Origin of the sequence: Streptomyces acidicola, from assembly GCF_009377235.1 — a bacterium.
GTDB lineage: Bacteria > Actinomycetota > Actinomycetes > Streptomycetales > Streptomycetaceae > Streptomyces > Streptomyces acidicola.
Map to the genome: position 1 here is coordinate 1 of NZ_VMNX01000039.1, position 21,068 is coordinate 21,068.

Sequence of the window (21,068 nt, forward strand, 5' to 3'; positions counted from 1 at the left end):
GCCTACGTCTACGGCACCGCCAAGGTCGGCGAGGACTCCAAGGACCTCGTCGTCCGCGTCAGCGGCCGCGACGTCCCGGAGAAGGGCAGCACCCTCCACATCGTCCCCCGCTCCGGCGAGACCCACGAGTTCTCGACCTCCACCGGCGAACGCCTCTCCGACTGACCTCGGCCGAGGAGGGGTGTCTTCGATAGCGAGGGCCGGGAAACCATGTGATGTCCCGGCCCGACGGATGAGGCCGTGATGCCGGGTCAGGCGCCGGTTGCTGCCGTGTAGCGGACGGCGACGTCCTCCCAGTTGACCAGGTCCCAGAGCTTGGTGACGTAGTCGGGGCGGACGTTCTTGTACTGCAAGTAGTAGGCGTGCTCCCAGACATCGAAGATCAGCAGGGGCGTACTGCCGTGGCCCACGTTGCCGTGGTGGTCATAGACCTGCTCCACGATCAGCCGTCTGCCCAGGGCTTTGACGGCCACCACTCGGCATCAGGCCCCGCATCGCCCGCAAGGGCCAAAGCCTCCAGCCGGCAACTGGGCCCGCACCGCTGAACCACCGAACGCACCATGCGCCTGGCCCGCCTGATGCCGCCATCTGCACCGGCGCTACGAGCACAGAGCCGGCCGCGTCCGCCTTCACCAGCATCGCCCGCACCCTCATATTTCCACCGCAGCGTGGCCCTGCGGGACCGTACCTTCGCCGAGTGAACACTGTGTCGAATGATGAACTGATTGCTGCTGCCCAGGCTGTCGTCCATCCGCACAAGGTGGGTGACCGGCTGTTCGGCGACGTGGGATCCGTGTTGGTCACCGATGCCGGCAACCTCTACTCGGGCGTGTGCATCGACACCGGCTCAGGTACGGGGTTCTGCGCTGAGCACGCAGCCATCGCCGCCATGGTCACCGCTCGCGAGTACCGGATCGCCAAGGTGGTCGCCGTATGGCGCGATGACGAGGGCGCCTGGTACGTCCTCCCGCCGTGTGGCCGGTGCCGGGAGTTCATACGCCAGGTGGACTGGGCGAACATCGACACCGAAGTGGTCCTGGGCCGCACGAGGACGGCAACGCTCCGCGAACTGCTGCCCGCCAACGAGTGGCCTGATCCCCTGGACTGACGCTCAACTATTCAGCAGAGGTATGGAAACGCTGAGCGAGGCGTCAAGGCTACGAAGACGCGCTGCCGGTAGTCCTCGTGACCGGCCAGTCACGCCCGGGGCTTGCACCAAGGCTTGCTCGCCTCCGGCGTGGGCTGCCGCCCGTCACTGAGGCAGCACCAAGCCCATGCGACAGCACATCTAGGGGACGGTGCAGGCATCGCGCGGCAGTTGCCTGTTGCCACCGGGGGCGATGGAGTTCGGCAGCATGATCAGCGAGATGGTGCCGGCCTCCCTGCCCCAGTGCCTGGACCACCGATCTTCGGGTGGGCCGCCGAGCTCAAGCTCCCAGCCTCAATGCCTTCCTGAGGTCGGCAGCCAGGGCAAGTCGCACGCCTCGTGGTGCTTCGCACAGTGCCGTCTCAGGCATGCGGAACCCGTCGTCCTCGAAGCGGGGGACGACATGAACGTGCACATGATGAAGCACTTGACCCGGGATGTGGTTGTTCTGCGTGACCGTGCTTCCGATGGCCCCATAGGCGTCCTTCACCGCACAGGTCACTCTGGCTGTGACCTCGAAGATCTCATGCAGGAGATCAGTTGGAACCTCATGCAGGTCGGTCACGTGGGACACCGGCAGTACAAGGGCGTGACCAGGGTTGCTCTGCCGCTGCTTGAGCGCAGGGACGACAAAGACATTTTCTGAGCGGTAGGCGACCAAGTCCTCATCGATCTCGCCTCGCCCGATCCCGCAGAAGGCGCACTCACTCACCCTGGAGACCTCCGACGTCACGTCAGGCTGGCTCTATCCAGCTGGATCGACGATCCTGGCAGGTCGTCCCCCAGGCAGAAATCTCATTCACCACATGGGGGTTCTCGCCGCCATACCAACATCAGCCTGCAGATGGACGTCTTCATCCAGAGCGGCAAGAACGGCTGGGGGTGAACTGGAAGACGCCGTCTTCGGCCAGCCAGTCTTCCAGAACAACAACCGCACCCTCCCCGCGGAGTCAACCTGAACCAGCACGACCCGGTGATGTCTACCCCGTTTACCGGGTCGGTGAAGAGCCAGTTTGGAGAGGCTACGGTCATGGATAGTGCTGCGGTAGCTGGGGCTTGGTCCCAGGTGTTGCGAAGCTGCGGAGGGTGACCATGCGTTCCTTGACCTTCGTCATCGGTACGGGGCGTAGTGGCTCGACTGCGCTGTCACGCATCCTCAATGCCCACCCGGACGTACTGAGCCTCAACGAGTTCATGGCCTCCGTGGGCGACGTGGCCTTTCCGCCAGGGAAGGTGACCGGTGAAGAGTTCTGGCAGTTGCTCTTCCGGCCCGCTCCGCACTTCGAGCGCATGATCCGTAGCGGGCTGCCGCTGCCGGAGTTCCTCTACACACGCCGCCCTGGGAGGTATGCGGCGCAGACCACCGGTATTCCTGCGCTCTCCCTGATGGTGTTGCCTCACCTCACCGACGACCCGGACGCCCTCCTCGACGAGCTCTGTGCAGCGGTGGTCCGGTGGCCCGAGCGCACCGCTGCCGAGCACCACCGAGCACTGTTCGGCCTGCTCTGTGCGCGGTTCGGACGGACCGCCGCCGTGGAGCGCTCCGGTTACTCGACAGGCTGGGCACCAAAGCTACGGGCCGCGTTCCCGCACGCGAGGTTCGTGCACATGTTCCGACAGGGGCCGGACTGCGCCCTGTCCATGAGCCGTCATCCCGGGTATCGCACGATCTTGCTGCTGCGCGAGATCAAGGCACGAGCCGGCGTCGACAGCCTCGCCGACCTGACCGACGAGCACGTGCGCTCGCTGCCTGCGGACTTGTCACCGCTGCTCGACGAGCATTTCGATGCCGCCCTCGTGCGCGACCGGGACCTCCCTCTGCGTACGTTCGGCACCCTGTGGTCCGAACTCGTCACCGAAGGCACGGAGTTCCTCAGCCAACTGCCCGCGGACCAGCGCACCACACTTGCCTACGAGGACGTCCTCGACCACCCCGACGGGGAGCTGACCCGCCTGGCCGAGTTCATCGGCGTCGCCCCCCTCCCGCAGTGGCTGGACACCGCATCCGCACTACTCGACAGCAGTCGACGCGGCTCCGCCCGTCGACTGCCGGCCAAGGAACTCGACGAGCTGAGGGAGAGCTGCGCCCCGGGCACCCACGTTCTGGAGAGGCGACCGATGCGGTGACGCCGTGCGCCGACGACAAGCAGGTCGCCCGGCCGACGGCGCCGCGCGCGCCGCTCGGCGGTGCCGACGACGTCCCGGGCCATCACCTCCTCCAACGGCTCGCCGAGATCCTGAGCAAGCAGAGCGACTTCGTAGCACTCCCAGAGGGAGGCGTACACGAGCCGGAGCGGTGCCCCGCGCAGGGCGGCCTCGTCGGCCGCCCAGTCGACAGCCCGCAGACTCGGCTCGGAGCCGTCGACACGGTCGACGATCGGAAGGTCCATCGTGCTCCCTCTCCAGGGACGGATCAGCCGTGTGGAACCACGGCGACCGGGGCCTCGACGTGGTGCAGGACGGCATGCGCAACGTGGCCGATGTGGGTGCCGAGGCGGCGGGTGCGACTGCGCCGGCCGACGACGACCAGGCAGGCCTCGCGGGAGGCCTCGACGAGAATCTGTGCGGCGCTGCCGCACCGGCTCACCTCGGTCACCTCCACGTCCGGGAACTTCTGCCGCCAGGAGCGCAGAGCCTCGGTCAGGACCGTGGCCTGCTTGCGTGCGAGCATGTCGTAGAGCTCGGCGTCACCTTGGAAGCGGTAGAAGGAGGTGGGCGGCTCCGGCCAGGCGTGTACGACTCTCAGGGAGGCATCCCGGCGGGCGGCGGCGTCGAAGGCGAACTCAAGGAGTGTCTCGTCGGGGCGGCCGGTGTCGAGGCCGAGGACGACGGGCTGGAAGGCGGTCGCGGCGGACGGCACGCCCGCCAGGTCCATCCTGTGCTCGTCGGCGGCCTGCTCGCCGGCCCGGACCAGTACCACGGGACGTTCGGCATGAGCGATGACGGCCAAGCTGACCGAGCCGACCATGAAGCCCACGATCCCGCTGAAGCCGCATGAGCCCAGCACCATCAGGTCGGCGGAGTCCGCCGCCCCGATCAGGGCCTCCGCCGGGTCCCCGGTGAGGTGAACGGTGATCACCTCCACGCCGGGATGGCGCAGCCGCAGCCCCTCAGCGGCCTCACGGGGAACCCGCTCGGTCCACTGCTGCTGGGTCTCGGCACCGGGCAGCGCGGCCTGGAGCACGAGCTCGGGCACCGGCTCCCAGACGTCAACGATCTTCAGCGGCAGACCACGCAGCCGTGCTTCGCGCGCCGCCCATTCGGCAGCAGCCCGGCTCTCGGACGATCCGTCGAAGCCCACCGTGACGGTTCGGAACATCGTCTCCACCTCCTGGGACCAGGCTCCGCTTCCAGCGTGGTGACGCCGCGCTCACGGGGGCAGGGGCCGCACGTCCCTGTACGGGACCGACCGGCCCCTCGCCTACCGGGCTCCTTGACATGAGCCACTCCAGGCCTGCCCTGGGGTACTCCTCAAATAAGTCCGCCGTGGCCCCTGCCGGCGCCGGAGGGAGAGCTCCAGGTGGCCCCGCGCTCAGGTGACCCGGTAGTTCCGCATCATCTCGTTGTCCTCGTGTTCGAGGATGTGGCAGTGCCAGACGTAGACCCCGCGCTTGTCGAACAGCGCCTTGATCCGGGTGACCTGGCCGGGTGCCATCTGCACGGTGTCCTTCGGGCCCTGTTCGGTGGGGCCCGGTGGCTGGGCCTGGCCGACCTGGATGTTCGTAAGCGCACCGGTCTGCGGGTCCTGGTCCGCGGTGAAGGGCGCCCGGTCCAGCACCTGGAACCGCACCAGGTGCAGGTGGATCGGGTGGGTGTCAGGGGTGGTGTTGAAGACTTCCCAGATCTCCGCCGTGTTCAGTGCGGGGTCCTCCGTGGTCGGGTCCGACCATGCCAGCGCGCCCCGCTCCACGGTGCCCAACAACGGACGGGGCCGTCCGAAGCCGTCAGTCTCTTCGATCAGCAGCAGCCGGCGGGTGCGCGTCGACGGCTTGTCGACCACGAACGGCGCCTTGCGCAACGTGCTCGGCAATCGCGGCTCGGGCACCTTCTGGTCCAGGGGCCGGCTGACGCGCAGCTGAAGGATCTTGTCAGCGGGCGAGGTCACCGGGGTTCCGTCGGGGAAGGGTGTCGGGGCGTCGTTGGTGAGCGTGAACTGTGATCCCCGCAGGCCCCGGAAGTCGACTACCAGGTCCACCCGCTCTCCCGGAGCGATCACCAGAGGTGTGTGCAGGGGGAGCGGCTGGTACAGGAAACCGCCTTCGGTGGCGATCTGGGTGACGGGGAAGGGCCATGACCCGTCGATGGAGAGACGGTAGAAGCGTGAGTTCGAACCGTTGAGCAGGCGCAGCCGGTACTGGCGGGGCTCCACGTCCAGATAGGGCCATGCCTTTCCGTTGACGAGGATGACCTGGCCGAAGAACTCGGGCTGGACGGAGGGCCCGCCCGGCCAGTCGGGGGAATCGGCGGGGGCGTCCGGGTAGGCCAGACGCCCGTCCGGGTGGAACATCCGGTCCTGGATCACCAGCTCGATCTCGTACGGCCCGCTGGGCAGCTTGTGGTGCTCGATGAGCGAGAGCTCATGACGATCGCGCAGGAAGTAGAAGCCGGCGAGACCCGCGTAGACGTTGAGCCGGGTGATGCCCAGTGTGTGGTCGTGGTACCACAATGTGGCGGCTTCCTGGGTGTTCCCGTAGGAGAACCGCGTTCCCGCGAAGCGTGGACCGCGGGTGCCGGTGACGGTGTACCAGGCGTCGGGGTGGCCGTCGCTCTGGGGTTCGGTGTGCCCGCCGTGCAGGTGCACCACGGACGGCACACCGTTCTCCGCGATGGTGTGGTCGGTGTGCTTGAAGGCCCAGTGGATCGTGGTGTCCACCGGCAGCAGGTGGCGGAAGGGCAGGTCATTGACCCAGTGCACGTGGACCGGACGGTCCTTGAGAGCCACGAAGGTCGGTCCGGGGTAGCTGGCGGACGCCCCGGAGTCACGTTGTCGCCCTTTCTGCCCGAAACCCCAGACGGGGGTGGTGAGCCCCAGTCCGCCGCCGAGCACGTCCTGGATGACCGGGCTCGCCCGCAAGGTCCGTGTACCGCCCGCCGTCACGTCGATGCGCGAAGGCCGCGGCAGCGCGTTCACGAAGCGCGGGATGGCTTGGGGATCGGCGATCGGGTTGAGATACAGCGGGTCCTTGACCGGCGGGAGTGTCTGCCGCGGGGCCGCCTGAGCCGCCGTGGCCACGTCCAGGCCCCGAAGGAGCATGGCGCTCCCCAGGGCCGAACCGGCTTGGATGAAACCTCTTCTGTCCACTGCTCCCCTTTGTTCGAGGTTCCGGATCATTGGACAGATACCACAAGAAATAGCGCGAAGCGGATATTGAGCTGGAGCCATTGGGCTGCCCACGTGAACGCGTAGCGGACATCTCCGGCGCGGAAGTAGCCGCGGACAATGTGGGGTTGGCACTGTCGACGGCGGAGGAAGCGGCGGGTCCTTCGGTGGCCGCAGCAGTCCGCTGGCGCAGGCTGCGCCAGCCCTGTACCGGGCTGAAGCACGCGTGGAATCGCCGCGCGTTGACGATCGCCCCCCGGGCCAGTGTCCAGCGCCGGTCTCCCGTCCAGCCCTGCACGGCCGGCCCCTTTCCAGCTCCGCTGCGGGCATCGCGCTCGCTGGACAGCTGTTGCGACACCGGCGTGCCTCGCGTTTGAACGTGGCGTTGAAGGACTTGGCGCGCGCATTGTCCGCGCTGGAGCCGATACCAACTTTGCAGTCCCCACGCTCCCAGCCAGGTCACTGCAGATCAGGCACAGATACACCGGCACGCACGCGCTCTTCTTGCTGGTTCTGCCACCTGACCGGCGATCAGGTGGAGTCAGTTCACCCTCGAGAGAGGCACCAGAAGATCGCGCGGAGATCAGGAGCCCACAAGAAACGAAAGTCGCACCTTCCGCTCCGGATTATCCCTATTGGTGTCGACGAGACACACCGACTGCCACGTACCCAGCTCCAGCCGACCGTCGATGACCGGGAGCGTGGCATGTGGGGCCACGATCGCGGGGAGGACGTGGTCGCGGCCGTGGCCGGGGCTGCCGTGGCGGTGTTGCCAGCGGTCGTCCGCGGGGAGGAGGGAGTGCAGCGCGGTGAGGAGGTCGTCATCGCTGCCGGCGCCGGTCTCGATCAGGGCCACTCCGGCGGTCGCGTGCGGGACGAAGACGTTGAGGAGGCCGCTGCGTCCGGCGGCCGCCTCCCGCAGGAACGCCTCGCACTCGTGGGTGAGATCGACGACCGCCTCCAGAGAGCCGGAGGCGACGTTCAGGACTCGGGTGGTGAAGGCATCGGACATGCTTCCATCCTCGCTCACCCGCCGGGCCGGGCGCGGCAGCGACTGCCCGTTGGGCGATACCGAGGGTCCATTCTGCGAGACACCATTGACCCTGCAGGGGCCACCTCGTTACGTTCAGCGGCATGTTGCGTCCCGTCATGCTCACTTCGCGCGGTCACATCGACCTGCTGCGGGTGGCCTCCGCCGCGTGTCCTCGCGGCTGCTGACGCCTTTCTCACCACTCTCTCCTTCTCTTCGCGCTTCTCTTCGCGCCCGCGCCTCGTCCCACCCGCACGCCTGATCGTGTTCGGCTGCGGCTGATCCATGTCCGGCGCGGCGCCGCCGGAGTGCGTTCCCCCACCGGTCATCCCTCCCCCGTGGAGCATCCATGAGCATCAGTCATGCCCCGCCCGGGTCTCCCGAATCCGATATATCGGGTATAGGTAAAGCGAATGCCGCGCCCGCCGGGACCACGGCCGCCGACGCCGACGCCGCCGGGCAAGGTCCTCTCGACCTCGAACCCATCGTCCCCAGCTCCGCGCGACGCACCCGTGTACCCCGCTGGCTGCGTCGCACCACAGGCCCCGTCCTTCTCCTTGCCCTGTGGCAACTGCTCAGTGTCACCGGCGTGTTGACGTCGGACGTGCTCGCGTCACCGGGGCGGATCGCGCAGGTCGCGGGGGACCTGATCACCGACGGTTCGCTGCCCGCGGCCATGGGCACGTCCGTGCAGCGGGTCGCGGCCGGGCTGCTGTTCGGAGCCGTCGCGGGTACCGGCCTCGCCCTCCTCTCGGGTCTGTTCCGGATCGGCGAGGACCTCGTGGACGCCCCCGTCCAGATGCTGCGGACCGTGCCCTTCGTAGGGCTCATCCCGCTGTTCATCATCTGGTTCGGCATCGGCGAGGCGCCGAAGGTCGCGATCATCACCCTCGGTGTGTCCTTCCCGCTGTATCTGAACGTGTACGCCGGGATCCGCGGCGTCGACTCCCAGTTGATCGAGGCCGGGGAGTCACTCGGACTGTCCAAGTGGGGGCTCGTACGGCATGTCGTTCTCCCGGGCGCGCTTCCGGGTGCCATGACCGGCCTGCGGTACTCGCTCGGCATCGCCTGGCTCGCGCTCGTGTTCGCCGAGCAGATCAACGCGGACGCCGGGATCGGCTTCCTCATGGTGCAGGCACGGGACTTCCTGCGGACCGACGTCATCGTGGTCTGCCTGATCGTCTATGCCTTCCTCGGCCTGCTCGCCGACTTCATCGTCCGCTCCTTCGAAAGGCTGCTGCTGCAATGGCGACCGACGTTCACGGGCCGGTGAGCCCTCAGGCGCCCGGGGCGCCCCGGGCGGCACAAGCCGTTCATGTTGAGGGCCTGACGCGGTCCTTCGACGGCCGCGCGGTCATCGACCGCCTCAAACTCGATGTCCAGCCGGGCGAGTTCGTGGCCCTTCTCGGTCGCAGTGGCTGCGGCAAGTCCACGCTGCTGCGCATCCTCGCCGGACTCGATCGCGACATCGAGGGCACCGTCCTCGTGCCGCGCCGCAAGGCCGTCGCCTTCCAGGCCCCCCGGCTGATGCCGTGGAAGAAGGTGTGGCGCAACGTACTGCTCGGTCTGCCGGGCAAGCCCGAACGCGCAGTCGCCGATCAGGCGCTGGAGGAAGTCGGCCTGAGCCACCGCTCGGGTGCCTGGCCGAAGACACTCTCCGGCGGTGAGGCCCAACGCGCGTCACTGGCAAGGGCATTGGTCCGCGAGCCCGACCTCCTGCTGCTCGACGAGCCGTTCGGCGCGCTGGACGCCCTCACCCGCATCAAGGCCCAGCGCCTGGTGGGCGAACTGTGGCAGCGGCGCGGCTGCGCGGTGCTGCTCGTCACGCACGACGTCGAGGAAGCCGTCCTGCTGGCGGACCGCGTCCTGGTGATGGACGAGGGGGTCATCGCCTACGAGACGGCGGTCGAGCTGGAGCGCCCCCGCGACGTCACCGATCCCCGTTTCGCCGAGCTGCGCGGCCGGCTGCTCGAACGCCTCGGCGTCGACAACGCGGCCGACGCCGCCTGAACTCCCCTCCCCCACAAACAGATACACCACGCACCAGTTGTTCGCCTCCGGGCCCCGGCCCTGGCCCCCGGGACGCCGGGCCTCCGCCAAAACCCTCACTCCGTACCTACCGAACGGAACCCCCATGCGACGACGTCTCCTCCCCGCCGTCCTGCTCGTCCCCCTGGCCCTCCTGCTCTCCGCCTGCGGCGGCACCTCGGCAGCCGAGACCTCGGCCGGCGACGGGACCGACGGCAAGGGCTCCCTCACCCTCAACGTCGGTGACCAGAAGGGTGGTTCCGAGGCCATCCTGCGGGCCGCCGGAGAACTCAAGAACCTCGACTACGAGATCAAGTGGTCCACCTTCACCTCCGGGCCGCCGCTGCTGGAGGCAGTCAACGCCAAGGCCGTCGACATCGGCGGCGTCGGCAACACCCCGCCGGTCTTCGCGGCCGGGGCCAACTCAAGAATCAAGGTCGTGGCCGCCTGGCACGGCACCTCCAAGGGCGACGCCATCCTCGTACCCGAAGGGTCGAAGCTGACGAAGCCCGCTGAGCTCAGGGGCAGGTCCATCGCGGTGGCCCAGGGTTCGTCCGCGCACTACCAGCTCGTCGCCTCCCTCAAGAAGGCCGGACTGACGTTCAGCGACGTCCAGGTCAAGTACCTCCAGCCGGCCGACGCGCTCGCCGCGTTCACCTCCGGCAAGGTCGACGCGTGGGCGGTGTGGGACCCGTACACCTCACAGGTGCTCCAGGCCAAGCAGGGACGCATCCTGACGACCGGCGAGGGCGTCACCAACGGTCTCTCGTTCCAGGTGGCGGCGCCGACCGCGCTCAACGACAGGAAGAAGTCCGCCGCCATCGAGGACTACCTGGAGCGGCTGCGCCGTGCCTACGCCTGGGTCTACGACCACCCGGAGGAGTGGGCGACGGAATGGGCCAAGGACACGGGCCTGCCGTACGAGGTGGCGCTGGCCTCGGTGAAGCGCACCAACGCCTCCCGTGTCGCAGTCGCGGTCGACGAGCCGCTGATCGCCTCCGAGCAGAGAATCGCGGACGCGTTCACCAGCCTGAAGCTGATCCCGCGCGAGGTGGACTTCGGGACGTTCGTCGACACGCGCTACAACGGCGACCTGCCGCCGTCCACCGCCAAGCCCCGTGTCTACAAGGAATCATGATGTCCCTTCACCTTCACTGGTTTCTGCCGACGGGCGGTGACGGACGCACTCTCGTCGACCGGCACGCGTACACGCCGAACAACGTCGACGCCGCCCTCCGGGTTCGCGGAGTGCGTGCCCCGGACATCGAGTACCTCGCCCAGATAGCCAAGGCCGCCGAGCAGTTGGGTTTTGAGGCGGTACTGACGCCGACGGGCACCTGGTGCGAGGACGCCTGGCTGACGACGGTCGCGCTCGCCCAGCACACCGAGCGGCTGAAGTTCCTGGCCGCGTTCCGGCCGGGAGTGATCTCACCGACGCTCGCCGCGCAGATGGCGGCGACGTATCAGCGCGTCACGCGCGGCCGGCTGCTGCTCAACGTCGTCACCGGGGGCGACTCGTCCGAGCAGCGTCGCTTCGGTGACCATCTGGACCACGACCAGCGGTACGCCCGTACGGACGAGTTCCTCTCAGTCGTACGAGGCGTGTGGCGCGGGCAGCCCTTCGACTTCGACGGCGCGCACTACCGGGTCGAGGGCGGGCTGACCGCGCTGCCGCCGGACCCGGTGCCGCAGATCTTCTTCGGTGGCTCGTCGCCGGCCGCGGGGCCGGTCGCGGCCCGGCACGCGGACGTCTATCTGACCTGGGGCGAGCCTCCGGCCCAGGTCAACGAGAAGATCGACTGGATCCGCGCGCTCGCCGAGGAGCAGGGGCGCACGGTCCGGTTCGGCATCCGGCTGCACACCATCTCGCGCGACTCGTCGGCCGAGGCGTGGGCGACGGCGAACCGCCTGCTCGGCGACCTCGACGCGGACACGATCGCGGCGGCGCAGTCGGCGCTCGGGCGCAGCGAGTCGGTGGGCCAGCAGCGCATGCTGGCCCTGCATGGTGGTTCGCGGGACGAATTGGAGATCTCGCCGAACCTGTGGGCGGGCGTGGGGCTGGTCCGCGGCGGCGCGGGCACCGCGCTCGTGGGCAGCCATGCAGAGGTCGCCGACCGGATCGAGGAGTACCACGCCCTGGGTATCGAGCACGTCGTGCTCTCCGGCTATCCGCATCTGGAGGAGGCGTACTGGTTCGGGGAGGGCGTGATCCCGGACCTGGCGGCTCGGGGGCTGCTCTCCGGCACGAGCACGACGGCCGGGGGTGGCGCGCCGCTGCTGGTCGCAAGCGGTCGCTGACCGGACTCGGTCGATGACTGGCCTCGGTGACCGGCCACGGTCGTTGCCCGGCCTTCGTCGCTCCGGGAGGCTCGGGGTCGCGTCCGGGAAGATCCATGGCCCCGGCGCGGTTGGTAGAAGCGTGAACAATACCGGGGTACGAGACGTCGACGCCGTGGTGATAGGCGCCGGACAGGCAGGACTGGCCGGCGCCTATCACCTGCGGCGCACCGGTTTCGAGCCGGAGCGGGACTTCGTGGTGCTGGACCACGCGCCGCGTCCGGGCGGCGCCTGGCAGTTCCGCTGGCCGTCGCTGACGTACGGCAAGGTGCACGGGATGCACGCGCTGCCCGGCATGGAACTGACGGGCGCGGACCCGGCGCGCCCGTCGTCCGAGGTCGTCTCGGAGTATTTCGACACATACGAGCGGACCTTCGACCTGCGGGTACGCCGACCGGTCGACGTGCGCGCGGTACGGGAGGGCGAGGGAGGGCGGCTGCTCGTCGAGACCTCGGCGGGGACCTGGTCGACTCGGGCGCTGATCAACGCGACCGGCACCTGGGACCGGCCGTTCTGGCCGCGCTATCCCGGTCAGGAGACGTTCCGGGGGCGGCAGTTGCACACGGCGCAGTACCCCGGACCGGAGGAGTTCGCCGGACAGCGGGTGGTGGTCGTCGGCGGGGGTGCGTCCGGTACGCAGCATCTGCTGGAGATCGCCCCGTACGCCGCCGCGACCACATGGGTGACCAGGCGTCCGCCGGTCTTCCGTGAGGGCCTCTTCGACCAGGAGGCCGGGCGGGCGGCCGTCGCACTGGTCGATGAGCGGGTACGGCAGGGGCTGCCGCCGAGGAGTGTGGTGTCGGTGACCGGGCTGCCGCTGAACGACGCGATCCGCCAGGGCATCGCGGACGGGGCGCTCGACCGGCTCCCGATGTTCGACCGCATCACGCCGGACGGTGTGGAGTGGGACGACGGACGGCGCGTCGATGCCGACGTCATCCTGTGGGCCACCGGGTTCCGTGCCGCCCTCGACCATCTGGCGCCGCTGCGGCTGCGCGAGCCGGGTGGCGGCATTCGTGTCGAGGGCACCCGCGTGGTCGCCGACCCTCGGATCCATCTGGTGGGGTACGGGCCGTCGGCCAGCACGATCGGCGCCAACCGGGCGGGACGCGCGGCGGTTCGGGACATCAGGCGACTGCTGGCCAAGGAGCCGCTCGCCGCGTGACGGCCCGGCGCGGGATCACTTGGTCGCCTGAGCGCTCTTCCGGTTCCGGTTGAACTCCGCGACGTTCCGCTGATGTTCCTCGAAGCTGGCCGTGAAGCGGGTGTCGCCCGGCTTGACCGTGACGAAGTAGAGCCAGTCACCGGGCACCGGATTGATCGCGGCGCGCACCGCCTCCTCCCCGGGGTTCGCGATAGGCGTGGGTGGCAGACCCATGCGCTGGTACGAGTTGTAGGGGCTGTTGAGCTTCGTCTCCTTCTCGGTGGTGTCCACCGAGAAGCGGTTCAGCGCGTAGTTGATGGTGGAGTCCATCTGCAATGGCATACCGCGCTCCAGGCGGTTGAAGATGACCCGGGCCACCTTGCTCATGTCGGCCTTGGTGGCGGCCTCGGCCTGGACGATGCTTGCAATGGTGACCGTCTGGTAGAAGTTCAGGGCGTTGCGCTGCGCACCGGCGGTGACCTGACCTCCGTTCAGTCGCTGGTTCGCAGTGTCGACCATCGACGACAGCAGGGACTCGGGGGTCGTCTTCTTGCCGAGGGAGTACGACGCCGGGAAGAGGTAGCCCTCCGGGTTGCCCTGAGCCTCCGCCGGGAGCTTGAGTCCGGCCTTGCCCAGGGACTTCTTGGTGGTGCCTGCGGGCAGGGCGAGAGCCTTGTCGACGGCTTGGTAGACCTGAGTCGCCCGCCAGCCCTCCGGGATCACCAGGGACGTGGGGCGCGACTGCCCGGCGCCGGCGCTGATGCTCAGCAGCGGCACCGCCACGGCGGTGGCCGCCACAACGGCTCCGGTCGCGATGAGGGCGACCCGGCCCCGGTGCGTCAGTCGAATCTTGCTCCGTGGCGGAGTGTTGATCTGCATGCGGGCACGGTAACCCCCAAAAGCCCACAAACCCGGCATATCTTCATTTTGTCGGCTTCAATCGGCGTCACGATGACTCAGCGTCACGACGGCGCGGAGTCTCGGCGCTTCAGCGTCTCGAGATCTCGGGTGTCTCAGATGTCTCGGCGTTTCGCTTTCTCGGCGTCTCGGCGTCTCGGCGTCTCGGGGTCTCGGGGTCTCGGGCGTCTCAGGTTTCTCGGCTTCCCGGGTGTCTCGGTTTCCCGGGTCTCACGATCTTGTTGGCTTCCCGCAGGTGCGGAGGTATCGCGATCTCGTCCACCTCAGGAGGTCGAGGGCATCACGATCGCGTCGGTTCCAGTTGGGCATCCCGGTGCACGAGGGCCGCATAGCGCCCACCCTGCTCCAACAGTTCCTCATGCGTGCCCCGTTCGACAGCGCGGCCGGAGTCCAGGACCACGATCTGGTCGGCGCCACGGATGGTGGACAGCCGATGGGCGATGGTCAGTGTGGTCCGGTTGGCCGAGAGCGCGTCGATGGCCTCCTGTACGGCACGCTCCGTACGGGTGTCCAGGGCGCTGGTCGCCTCGTCCAGGATGAGCACGGGCGGGTCGCGCAGGATGGTGCGCGCGATGGCGAGGCGCTGCTTCTCACCGCCGGAGAACCGGTGGCCGCGCTCACCGACGACCGTGTCGTACCCGTCGGGCAGGGACGCGATGTGGTCGTGGATCTGGGCCGCCGTCGCCGCCGCGCTCAACTCCTCGTCGGTGGCGTCCGGCTTGGCGAAGCGCAGGTTGTCGGCGACGGAGGCATGGAAGAGGTACGTCTCCTGGGAGACGACGCCGATCGCGCGCGCCAGCGTGTCGAAGTCGAGGTCGCGCACGTCGACCCCGTCAAGCGTGACACGGCCGCCAGTGACGTCGTACAGCCGTGGCACCAGGTGGCTGAACGTGGACTTGCCGGCGCCGGTCGGGCCGACGACGGCGAGGCTGCCGCCTGCGGGGACCGTGATGTCGATGCCGTCGAGTATGGGGCCACTCTTGTCGTCGTACTGGAACGCGACGTTCTCGAACCGGACCTCGCCCTTGACCTGGTCGAGGTGGATCGGGCGCTCCGGTTCGGTGATGTCGATGGGCAGGTCGAGGTACTCGAAGATGCGCTGGAAGAGGGCGAGTGAGGTCTGGATCTGAACGCCCGTGGAGAGCAGGCTGACGGTAGGGCGGAACAGACCCTGCTGAAGAGAGACGAACGCGACCAGCGTCCCTATCGAGACGGCCGGGCCGCCGAACTGGAGAGCCAGTCCCGCCGTCCAGTAGATGAAGGCCGGCATCGCGGCCATGACGATCGAGATGACGGCCATGCGCCATCGACCGGCCATGTTCGACCGCACTTCGAGATCGACGAGGCCCTCGGACTCCTCGGCGAAGGACTTTGTCAGCGAGTCGGCGCGCCCCATCGTGCGGCCGAGCACGATACCGCTGACGGACAGTGACTCGGTCACGGTCGCGGCCATGACGGCCATCTGCTTCTGGCGCTGGGTTGTGATCTTCTTGCGCTCCTCGCCGACGCGACGGCTGATCCACACGAACAGCGGCAGCAGGAGCAGGGAGACGACGGTCAGCCGCCAGTCCAGGGCGACCATCGCGACGATCGTGGCGACGACGCTGGTGAGGTTGGAGACCAGTGAGGTGGCGGTGGAGGTGACGGTCGCCTGCATGCCGCCGATGTCGTTGGCGATGCGCGACTGGACCTCTCCGGTGCGGGTCCGGGTGAAGAACGCGAGCGACATGCGCTGCAACCGGCCGTAGACGGCGGTGCGCAGGTCGTGCATGACGCGCTGGCCGACGGTCGTGGAGATCAGGGTCTGCAGCACGCCGAAGACGCTGGTGAGAACGGCGCTGAGGATCATGCCGAGCGCGAGCAGGGACAAAAGGCCCGTCCGGCCCTCGGGGATCGCCGTGTCGAGGATTTCCTTGAGCAGGAAGGGCGTGACGACCGAGACCAGTGACGCGGCACCGACGAGCAGGCCGACGACGGCGAGGCGGCCGCGGTACGGACGGAAGAGCTTCAGGATGCGGCGCACCTGCCGCGGCTGCCCCGGCTCGGTGCGGGGTGGTGTCCAGGGGGCGGGTTCGTCGGGACGCATGGGCTCCTACGGGATGTGTGGGCGACCCCCGCGACCAGCAAGGCCGGTCCCGCGGAAACGGGCCGGCCCCACACACAGGGATCAGGCGGTCTGACGGAGCATAGCTCATTGTTACCTATGTTCACAATGAACATCGTCCTGATATTGTTCCCTCATGAGCACCCCCGACGCCGACGGCCTGCTCGCCGAGCAATTGCTGCGGCTCACCCGCCGCGTGCACCGCATCCAGAAGCGCCACCTGGAGCGATCCGGACTGGACATCACCCCGGCACAGTCCCGACTGCTGCGCACCCTCACCCACTACGGTTCACCCCCACGCATGGCCGACCTGGCCGAACGCCTGGAGGTGGTGCCCCGGGCCGTGACGACGCTGGTCGACGGACTGGAGGCGAGCGGGCGGGTGCGCCGCGTGCCCGATCCCTCCAACCGCCGAGTGATACGGATCGAGCTGACGGATGAGGGGCGCACGGCCCTGCGAGAGCTGCGGGGCGCCCGCCGGGCGGCGGCGGAGGAGATCCTCGCCCCACTGACGGACGAGCAACGCGACGTACTGGGCGACCTGCTGAACACCCTCGTCGACGGGGTGGACACGACCACCGGAGCCGGGCGCGGCTGACCGGCGAAGGAGCCGGCGCGCACGCCTGGCGCCGCCCGCTCGCCTTTCTCCTGGAGGGTCGCCGTGCCGACCGGACCGGCCCTCTGTCGGCCGCGCCGACACCACTCCAGGTGGAACGGGCCCTGCTCTGCAACGCGTACATGAAGGGGGCATCGGGTCTGCACCGACAAGGGGCTGACGGCATGCGTGAGGCCCGGCGCCAAGTGCTCGCGGCGGGCCCCTCGACCGCTCTCGGGTCAGGTGTTGGCGGGAGTCTTCGAAGCGTGATCAGGAGAGTCGGCCACGCCACCCGATGACTCGGACGTGCCCTCGGCAGCGCCCCCCTCCGTGGCGTCCTCTTCCTCCACGAACGCGATCTCCCCGTCGAGCATCTTCTTGGCCCGCACCGTGTCGAGCGCTCCCTCCCACTTCGACACCACGAACACGGCGACACAGTTGCCGAGCAGGTTCGTGGCGACGCGCATCGCGTCCATGATGCGGTCGACGCCGAGGAGGAGGGCGACGGCGCCGGCGGGGATGGCACCGAGTGCGGAAGCGGTGGCCGAGAGGGCGAGGAAGGCCGAACCAGGGATGCCCGCCATGCCCTTGCTGGTCAGCATGAGGACCAGGATCACGGTGATCTGCTGGCTCAGGCTGAGGTCCACGCCCACGGACTGCGCGATGAACAGCGTGCCGATGGAGAGATAGATCGAGGCGCCGTCGAGGTTGAAGGAGTAGCCGGTGGGCAGCACCAGGCCCACGGCGTCGTCGCGGGCGCCCGCCTGGCGCAGCTTCTGCATCATGCGCGGCATGACGGTCTCACTGGAGGCCGTGCCCAGCGCGAGCAGCATCTCCTCACGCGTATAGCGCACGAACTTCCACAGGTTGAGCCCGGTGACCAGCTTCAGCGCGACGGCGAGCAGGGCGAGGAAGACCGCGGCGACCGCGTAGCAGAGGATGATGAGCTTGCCGTATGTCTCCATCACCCCGAGGCCGTACTCGCCGACCAGGTGGACCATCGCGCCGAACACGGCGAGCGGCGCCAGCTTCATCACGAAGCCGACGATCGCGAAGATGATCTCCTGGGCCTGCTCGATGGCCGGCAGGATCGCGGGGACCTTGGTGTGACCGAGGTGGAGCAGGGCGGCACCGACGAGGCAGGCCAGTACGAGCACTTGAAGCAGCGAGTTCTCGGCGAACGCGCCGATCGCGCTCTGCGGCAACGCGTTCAGGACGAACTCGGTGGTCGACGGCAGCGCACCCCCGGCGGTCTTGTCGTCGACCGCCGAGGCGTCGAGCTTCGACGGATCGACGTTCATGCCGGAGCCGGGGGCGAAGACGTTGGCGGCAATCAGGCCGATGAGCAGCGCGGCCGTGGAGGCGACCTCGAACCAGATCAGGGCCTTGAGGCCGATCCGCCCGAAGGCCTTCAGATTTCCGGCCTTGGCGATACCGACGACGACCACGCAGAACACGAGCGGCGAGATCACTGTCTTGATGAGGCGCACAAAACCGTCGCCGAGCGGCTGGAAGGTCGTGGCCGTGTCCGGCCACAACCTCCCGACGACGATGCCGAGCACCAGGGCGACGGCGACCTGGGCGAACAGAGAGGTACGCAGTATGCGTGCGACGCGTCGCGGCAGGGACGGTAGGGACTGCGGCACGAGTACTCCTCCGGTGTGACTTTCTGGCATGCGGAAAAGTGCTTCCGCGGCGATCACTATCGAGGAGGTGCCACTCGCGGAGAAGACCCCCGCGTTTCCGCCGTGTAAATCATCGAACAGGCGTCACATCACTCGCATTTCATCTCAGCAGCCGTACCTGTCCTCCGTCAGCATGCCCTGCACGGTGACCAGAGAACGGCCGTAGCAGCCCCCGGACCCGGACAGCCGGTAGCGCTCGTTGGTCGTGCCGACCGCATGACGCTGGTCGCGCGGCACGTTCGCCGTATACGTGGCGTCGCCCGTGTAGGTGTCGTCGAGACGGGACCAGGTGGCGCGCCGCCCGCCGCGCATCTCGGTCGTCGCCGCCCGGTCGCCGAGGGTCAGAACGGTCCGCAGCCGGTCTCCCGCACCAAGGGTCGTCGTGCCGTCCATCGTGTATGTCCGGTGCGTCCGCGTCGTTCGTGCCGGCCCGTGCCCCTCCACCGTGACCGTCTCGTTGTCGGTCCAGGTCGCCTTCAGCGCGTCGGGGTTCTCCCCGTCCGCCCAGGTGTGCACGGAGGTGTTCGTCAGCTCGCGACTCACGGTGGTCGCCACCCGCCCGCGCGAGGTGTTCACGTACCCGGCGACCGTCAGCCGGTGGCCGCCCTCGGTGTCGAGGCGGTGCTGGGAACCCGGTGTATAGGTCGAGGAGTTGGCGAGGTCACCCGCCCTGACCTTCGTGAGCGCACCACTGACGTACTTGCTCTTGGCGTCCTGCCAGACGAGGACGTTGACCGGGGTGCTCCAGCCCGTCTGCCCCTCGGGGACACCGACGACCGAGACCTCCACCCGGTGCGGGCGGCCGTCGTTGAGGAGCCCTGCGAACGGGGTGAGGTCGTACTCGACGGGTTTGATGTCGAAGGCGCGGGGGCCCGGAACCACGTACCAGAGGAACGGGTTGGACCAGCCGCCGGTCCACACGGTGGGGAACGGCGCGGCGATGCCCGCCAGTTGACCGTCCACCGAGATCTGCACTTCGCGGTACGGCCCGTCGTCCGCTTTGCAGGAGTACGGCGCCGGGTCGGGCACCGTCAGGTACCAGTACTCCTCGCAGCCGCCGCCGGAGCCGGTGGCGTACACCTCGGCGACGATGCGTTCGCTGTTGCGGGGCGTGGTGAGGGTGCCGTCCTGGAGGGTGAGGACCCGGTCAGGGGTCTTCGTCGCGTCCGGCCCGCCCGCGTAGAAGGTCAGGGTGACCTTGACGTCGATGATGCCGGTGTACGTGTCGTCGACAACGTTGCCGATGAGCATTTCCACGGGCTGCGTGGTGCGCAGGGTGTCGCTGTAGCGCGTGATGTCCTTCTCGACGGACCACTCGATGCCGTCGGGCGAGGGCTGCGGCGTCGACGTACGGAAGACCTCGACGCCGCCTATGTGCAGGTAGCCGAGGCGGTCGTACTGGCGGCCCTTGACCTTGCCGTCGAGGCGGAGGACGACTTTGCTCCAGCGGTCGCCGCATGCGCGCTGGGGCGCGTACTCCCCCTTGTACGGCGTGAAGTCCTTGAACTGCGCCTCGGCGACGGTGACTTCGCAGGACGTTCCGCCGGGCTTCGTGACCGGCGGTGCGGCGGTGACCGGGTCGTGCCAGTCGGTGCCGAACTCAGCGGGGATGTCGGCGGAGGAGGCCGACTGCGCGGGGCTCGCTCCGAGGAGGGTGCTCGCCAGGAGGGTCGCTCCGACGAGCATGGACATGATGATCCGGCTTCTCATGGCCGTGTTCTACGGGGAGTTGGCCCGGACCGCAATGAGCCCTCAGGTCACATGAGCACCCGATGCCCCTTCGGGTCTCTCATGCCTTCAGCTCCGCCCTGTCCCCCATCACGATCACGGGGTGCTGGGCCGGGTCGAGGGTCCGCAGCAGGTACTCCATGCCCGGCTTGGACAGGCTCACGCAGGCGGACGTTCCGCTGCCGTGGTCCATGTGCAGCCAGATACTGCCGCCCTTCGACTGGCCCTGGGGGCGGGTGGGGTCGTTCGGCGAGGTGCCCTTGACTCGGTTGTAGTCGATGGCGATGACGTAGTCGAAGTCGTGCCAGTGCGACTTGGCCCAGTAGCGCGGCGCCTGGAAGGACGCGGACCGCGTGTACGGGAGCTTGGCGCCGGGGTCGGCGAGGACTCCGCCCGCGTCGCTGAGCGAGAACACGCCGACGGGGCTGCGCTTGTCGCCCTCGCGGTGGTTCGCGGTCCAGCCCCTCTTACCGTTGTGACCCTGCCAGCTGCGGGTCTTGTCCCAGGTGGAGCCGCTCTTCGTGTAGAGCACGATCGTGGCGTCGGCATCGTCCTTGCCCTCGCCGTAGACGGCCACCACCTGGCGGGAGTTGGCCGGTATCTGCTTCTGCAAGCGGTCACTGACGTCCGGGATGCTCTTGAGGTCGGTGGTGCGCGCCTTGGCCTGCGCGGCCTTGCCTCTTGGGCCCGTGTCCGCCTTGGCTCCGCCGTCCCCGCCCGAACCGCCGCATGCCGCCAGGGACATCACCATCACGCCGCAGACCACTGCCGCGACCCGCGTGCGCATCGCGCCGCTCGCACCGCCTGTTCCCATGCCGTCCATGGTCGCACCACCCAGCGGACGTCTGCCCGCATCCCCCGGCCTTCCTACCCATATGCGGGCGGGCGGGCCGGAACTTTGCCTCGCGGAGGAAAATCGTTTGCCTCCGACCACGTAATGACGCGAGCCTTTCACGGTTTGTTGTCGGCCTGCGCTGCCGGCGGCCACCGCTCGTCATGGTCGGTGGCCCGGGTCCGCGCGGGCGCCTCCCC

At 68.5% G+C, this 21,068-nt stretch carries 18 protein-coding genes and 3 pseudogenes; 10 read left to right on the forward strand and 11 right to left on the reverse strand.

Features of this window, described 5'->3' with window-relative positions:
- Positions 1-165, forward strand: a pseudogene (locus tag FPZ41_RS13495) (sugar ABC transporter ATP-binding protein); the annotation flags it as partial.
- A gap of 86 nt (positions 166-251) precedes the next feature.
- Here the strand turns inward: FPZ41_RS13495 and FPZ41_RS49460 are convergent.
- A pseudogene (locus FPZ41_RS49460) lies at positions 252-476 on the reverse strand (Fe-Mn family superoxide dismutase); the annotation flags it as partial.
- A 221-nt stretch (positions 477-697) separates the two neighbouring features.
- On the opposite strand from FPZ41_RS49460, the gene FPZ41_RS13505 reads away from it, so the two are divergent.
- On the forward strand, positions 698-1,108 hold the full coding sequence (locus FPZ41_RS13505; protein ID WP_322620191.1) for a cytidine deaminase family protein: 411 nt from the start codon (positions 698-700) through the stop codon (positions 1,106-1,108).
- Positions 1,109-1,427: 319 nt separating this feature from the next.
- On the opposite strand, the gene FPZ41_RS13510 is transcribed toward FPZ41_RS13505, so the two are convergent.
- Positions 1,428-1,880 (reverse strand): HIT family protein, encoded by a 453-nt coding sequence (locus FPZ41_RS13510; protein ID WP_322620192.1) that lies wholly within the window; start codon positions 1,878-1,880, stop codon positions 1,428-1,430.
- Positions 1,881-2,239: 359 nt separating this feature from the next.
- Between FPZ41_RS13510 and FPZ41_RS13515 the strand changes: the two genes are divergently transcribed.
- Positions 2,240-3,274: a sulfotransferase family protein gene (locus FPZ41_RS13515; protein WP_152862347.1), complete on the forward strand. Its 1,035-nt coding sequence runs from the start codon at positions 2,240-2,242 to the stop codon at positions 3,272-3,274.
- A 29-nt stretch (positions 3,275-3,303) separates the two neighbouring features.
- Here the strand turns inward: FPZ41_RS13515 and FPZ41_RS13520 are convergent.
- The 4 genes and pseudogenes from FPZ41_RS13520 to FPZ41_RS13535 form a co-directional block, all read right to left on the reverse strand.
- A pseudogene (locus FPZ41_RS13520) lies at positions 3,304-3,537 on the reverse strand (universal stress protein); the annotation flags it as partial.
- Between the two features lie 23 nt (positions 3,538-3,560).
- On the reverse strand, positions 3,561-4,466 hold the full coding sequence (locus FPZ41_RS13525) for a universal stress protein (protein ID WP_152862349.1): 906 nt from the start codon (positions 4,464-4,466) through the stop codon (positions 3,561-3,563).
- 213 nt (positions 4,467-4,679) lie between these two features.
- The gene (locus tag FPZ41_RS13530) at positions 4,680-6,401 is read right to left on the reverse strand and encodes a multicopper oxidase family protein (protein WP_152862351.1); all 1,722 of its coding nucleotides are present in this window, start codon (positions 6,399-6,401) and stop codon (positions 4,680-4,682) included.
- 649 nt (positions 6,402-7,050) lie between these two features.
- The gene (locus FPZ41_RS13535; protein WP_152862353.1) at positions 7,051-7,479 is read right to left on the reverse strand and encodes a YjbQ family protein; all 429 of its coding nucleotides are present in this window, start codon (positions 7,477-7,479) and stop codon (positions 7,051-7,053) included.
- 122 nt (positions 7,480-7,601) lie between these two features.
- Between FPZ41_RS13535 and FPZ41_RS50230 the strand changes: the two genes are divergently transcribed.
- From FPZ41_RS50230 to FPZ41_RS13560, 6 genes are all read left to right on the forward strand, one after another.
- The gene (locus FPZ41_RS50230) at positions 7,602-7,685 is read left to right on the forward strand and encodes a putative leader peptide (protein ID WP_350955903.1); all 84 of its coding nucleotides are present in this window, start codon (positions 7,602-7,604) and stop codon (positions 7,683-7,685) included.
- Positions 7,686-7,846: 161 nt separating this feature from the next.
- A complete protein-coding gene (locus FPZ41_RS13540; RefSeq protein WP_152862355.1) occupies positions 7,847-8,770 on the forward strand; it encodes an ABC transporter permease in 924 nt (307 codons plus the stop codon).
- Positions 8,743-9,507, forward strand: coding sequence for an ABC transporter ATP-binding protein (locus FPZ41_RS13545; protein ID WP_152862357.1), 765 nt, complete (start codon positions 8,743-8,745; stop codon positions 9,505-9,507). The genes FPZ41_RS13540 and FPZ41_RS13545 overlap by 28 nt, the downstream gene beginning before the upstream one ends.
- Before the next feature lie 124 nt (positions 9,508-9,631).
- Positions 9,632-10,663, forward strand: a complete 1,032-nt coding sequence (locus FPZ41_RS13550) for an ABC transporter substrate-binding protein (protein ID WP_152862359.1) — start codon at positions 9,632-9,634, stop codon at positions 10,661-10,663.
- Complete coding sequence (locus tag FPZ41_RS13555; protein ID WP_152862361.1) at positions 10,663-11,823, forward strand: LLM class flavin-dependent oxidoreductase; 1,161 nt, start codon at positions 10,663-10,665, stop codon at positions 11,821-11,823. The genes FPZ41_RS13550 and FPZ41_RS13555 overlap by 1 nt, the downstream gene beginning before the upstream one ends.
- A gap of 121 nt (positions 11,824-11,944) precedes the next feature.
- Positions 11,945-13,027: an NAD(P)-binding domain-containing protein gene (locus tag FPZ41_RS13560; RefSeq protein WP_322620193.1), complete on the forward strand. Its 1,083-nt coding sequence runs from the start codon at positions 11,945-11,947 to the stop codon at positions 13,025-13,027.
- Positions 13,028-13,042: 15 nt separating this feature from the next.
- Here the strand turns inward: FPZ41_RS13560 and mltG are convergent, their stop codons facing one another.
- A complete protein-coding gene (gene mltG, locus FPZ41_RS13565) occupies positions 13,043-13,885 on the reverse strand; it encodes an endolytic transglycosylase MltG (protein ID WP_152862363.1) in 843 nt (280 codons plus the stop codon).
- Positions 13,886-14,204: 319 nt separating this feature from the next.
- Positions 14,205-16,010, reverse strand: coding sequence for an ABC transporter ATP-binding protein (locus FPZ41_RS13570; RefSeq protein WP_152862365.1), 1,806 nt, complete (start codon positions 16,008-16,010; stop codon positions 14,205-14,207).
- A 154-nt stretch (positions 16,011-16,164) separates the two neighbouring features.
- Between FPZ41_RS13570 and FPZ41_RS13575 the strand changes: the two genes are divergently transcribed.
- On the forward strand, positions 16,165-16,626 hold the full coding sequence (locus FPZ41_RS13575; protein ID WP_152862367.1) for a MarR family winged helix-turn-helix transcriptional regulator: 462 nt from the start codon (positions 16,165-16,167) through the stop codon (positions 16,624-16,626).
- A 236-nt stretch (positions 16,627-16,862) separates the two neighbouring features.
- On the opposite strand, the gene FPZ41_RS13580 is transcribed toward FPZ41_RS13575, so the two are convergent.
- The 3 genes from FPZ41_RS13580 to FPZ41_RS13590 form a co-directional block, all read right to left on the reverse strand.
- On the reverse strand, positions 16,863-18,269 hold the full coding sequence (locus FPZ41_RS13580; RefSeq protein WP_322620194.1) for a cation:dicarboxylate symporter family transporter: 1,407 nt from the start codon (positions 18,267-18,269) through the stop codon (positions 16,863-16,865).
- A gap of 144 nt (positions 18,270-18,413) precedes the next feature.
- Positions 18,414-20,018, reverse strand: a complete 1,605-nt coding sequence (locus FPZ41_RS13585; protein WP_152862371.1) for a peptide-N4-asparagine amidase — start codon at positions 20,016-20,018, stop codon at positions 18,414-18,416.
- Positions 20,019-20,097: 79 nt separating this feature from the next.
- On the reverse strand, positions 20,098-20,850 hold the full coding sequence (locus FPZ41_RS13590; RefSeq protein WP_194236079.1) for a hypothetical protein: 753 nt from the start codon (positions 20,848-20,850) through the stop codon (positions 20,098-20,100).
- Positions 20,851-21,068: the final 218 nt, after the last annotated feature.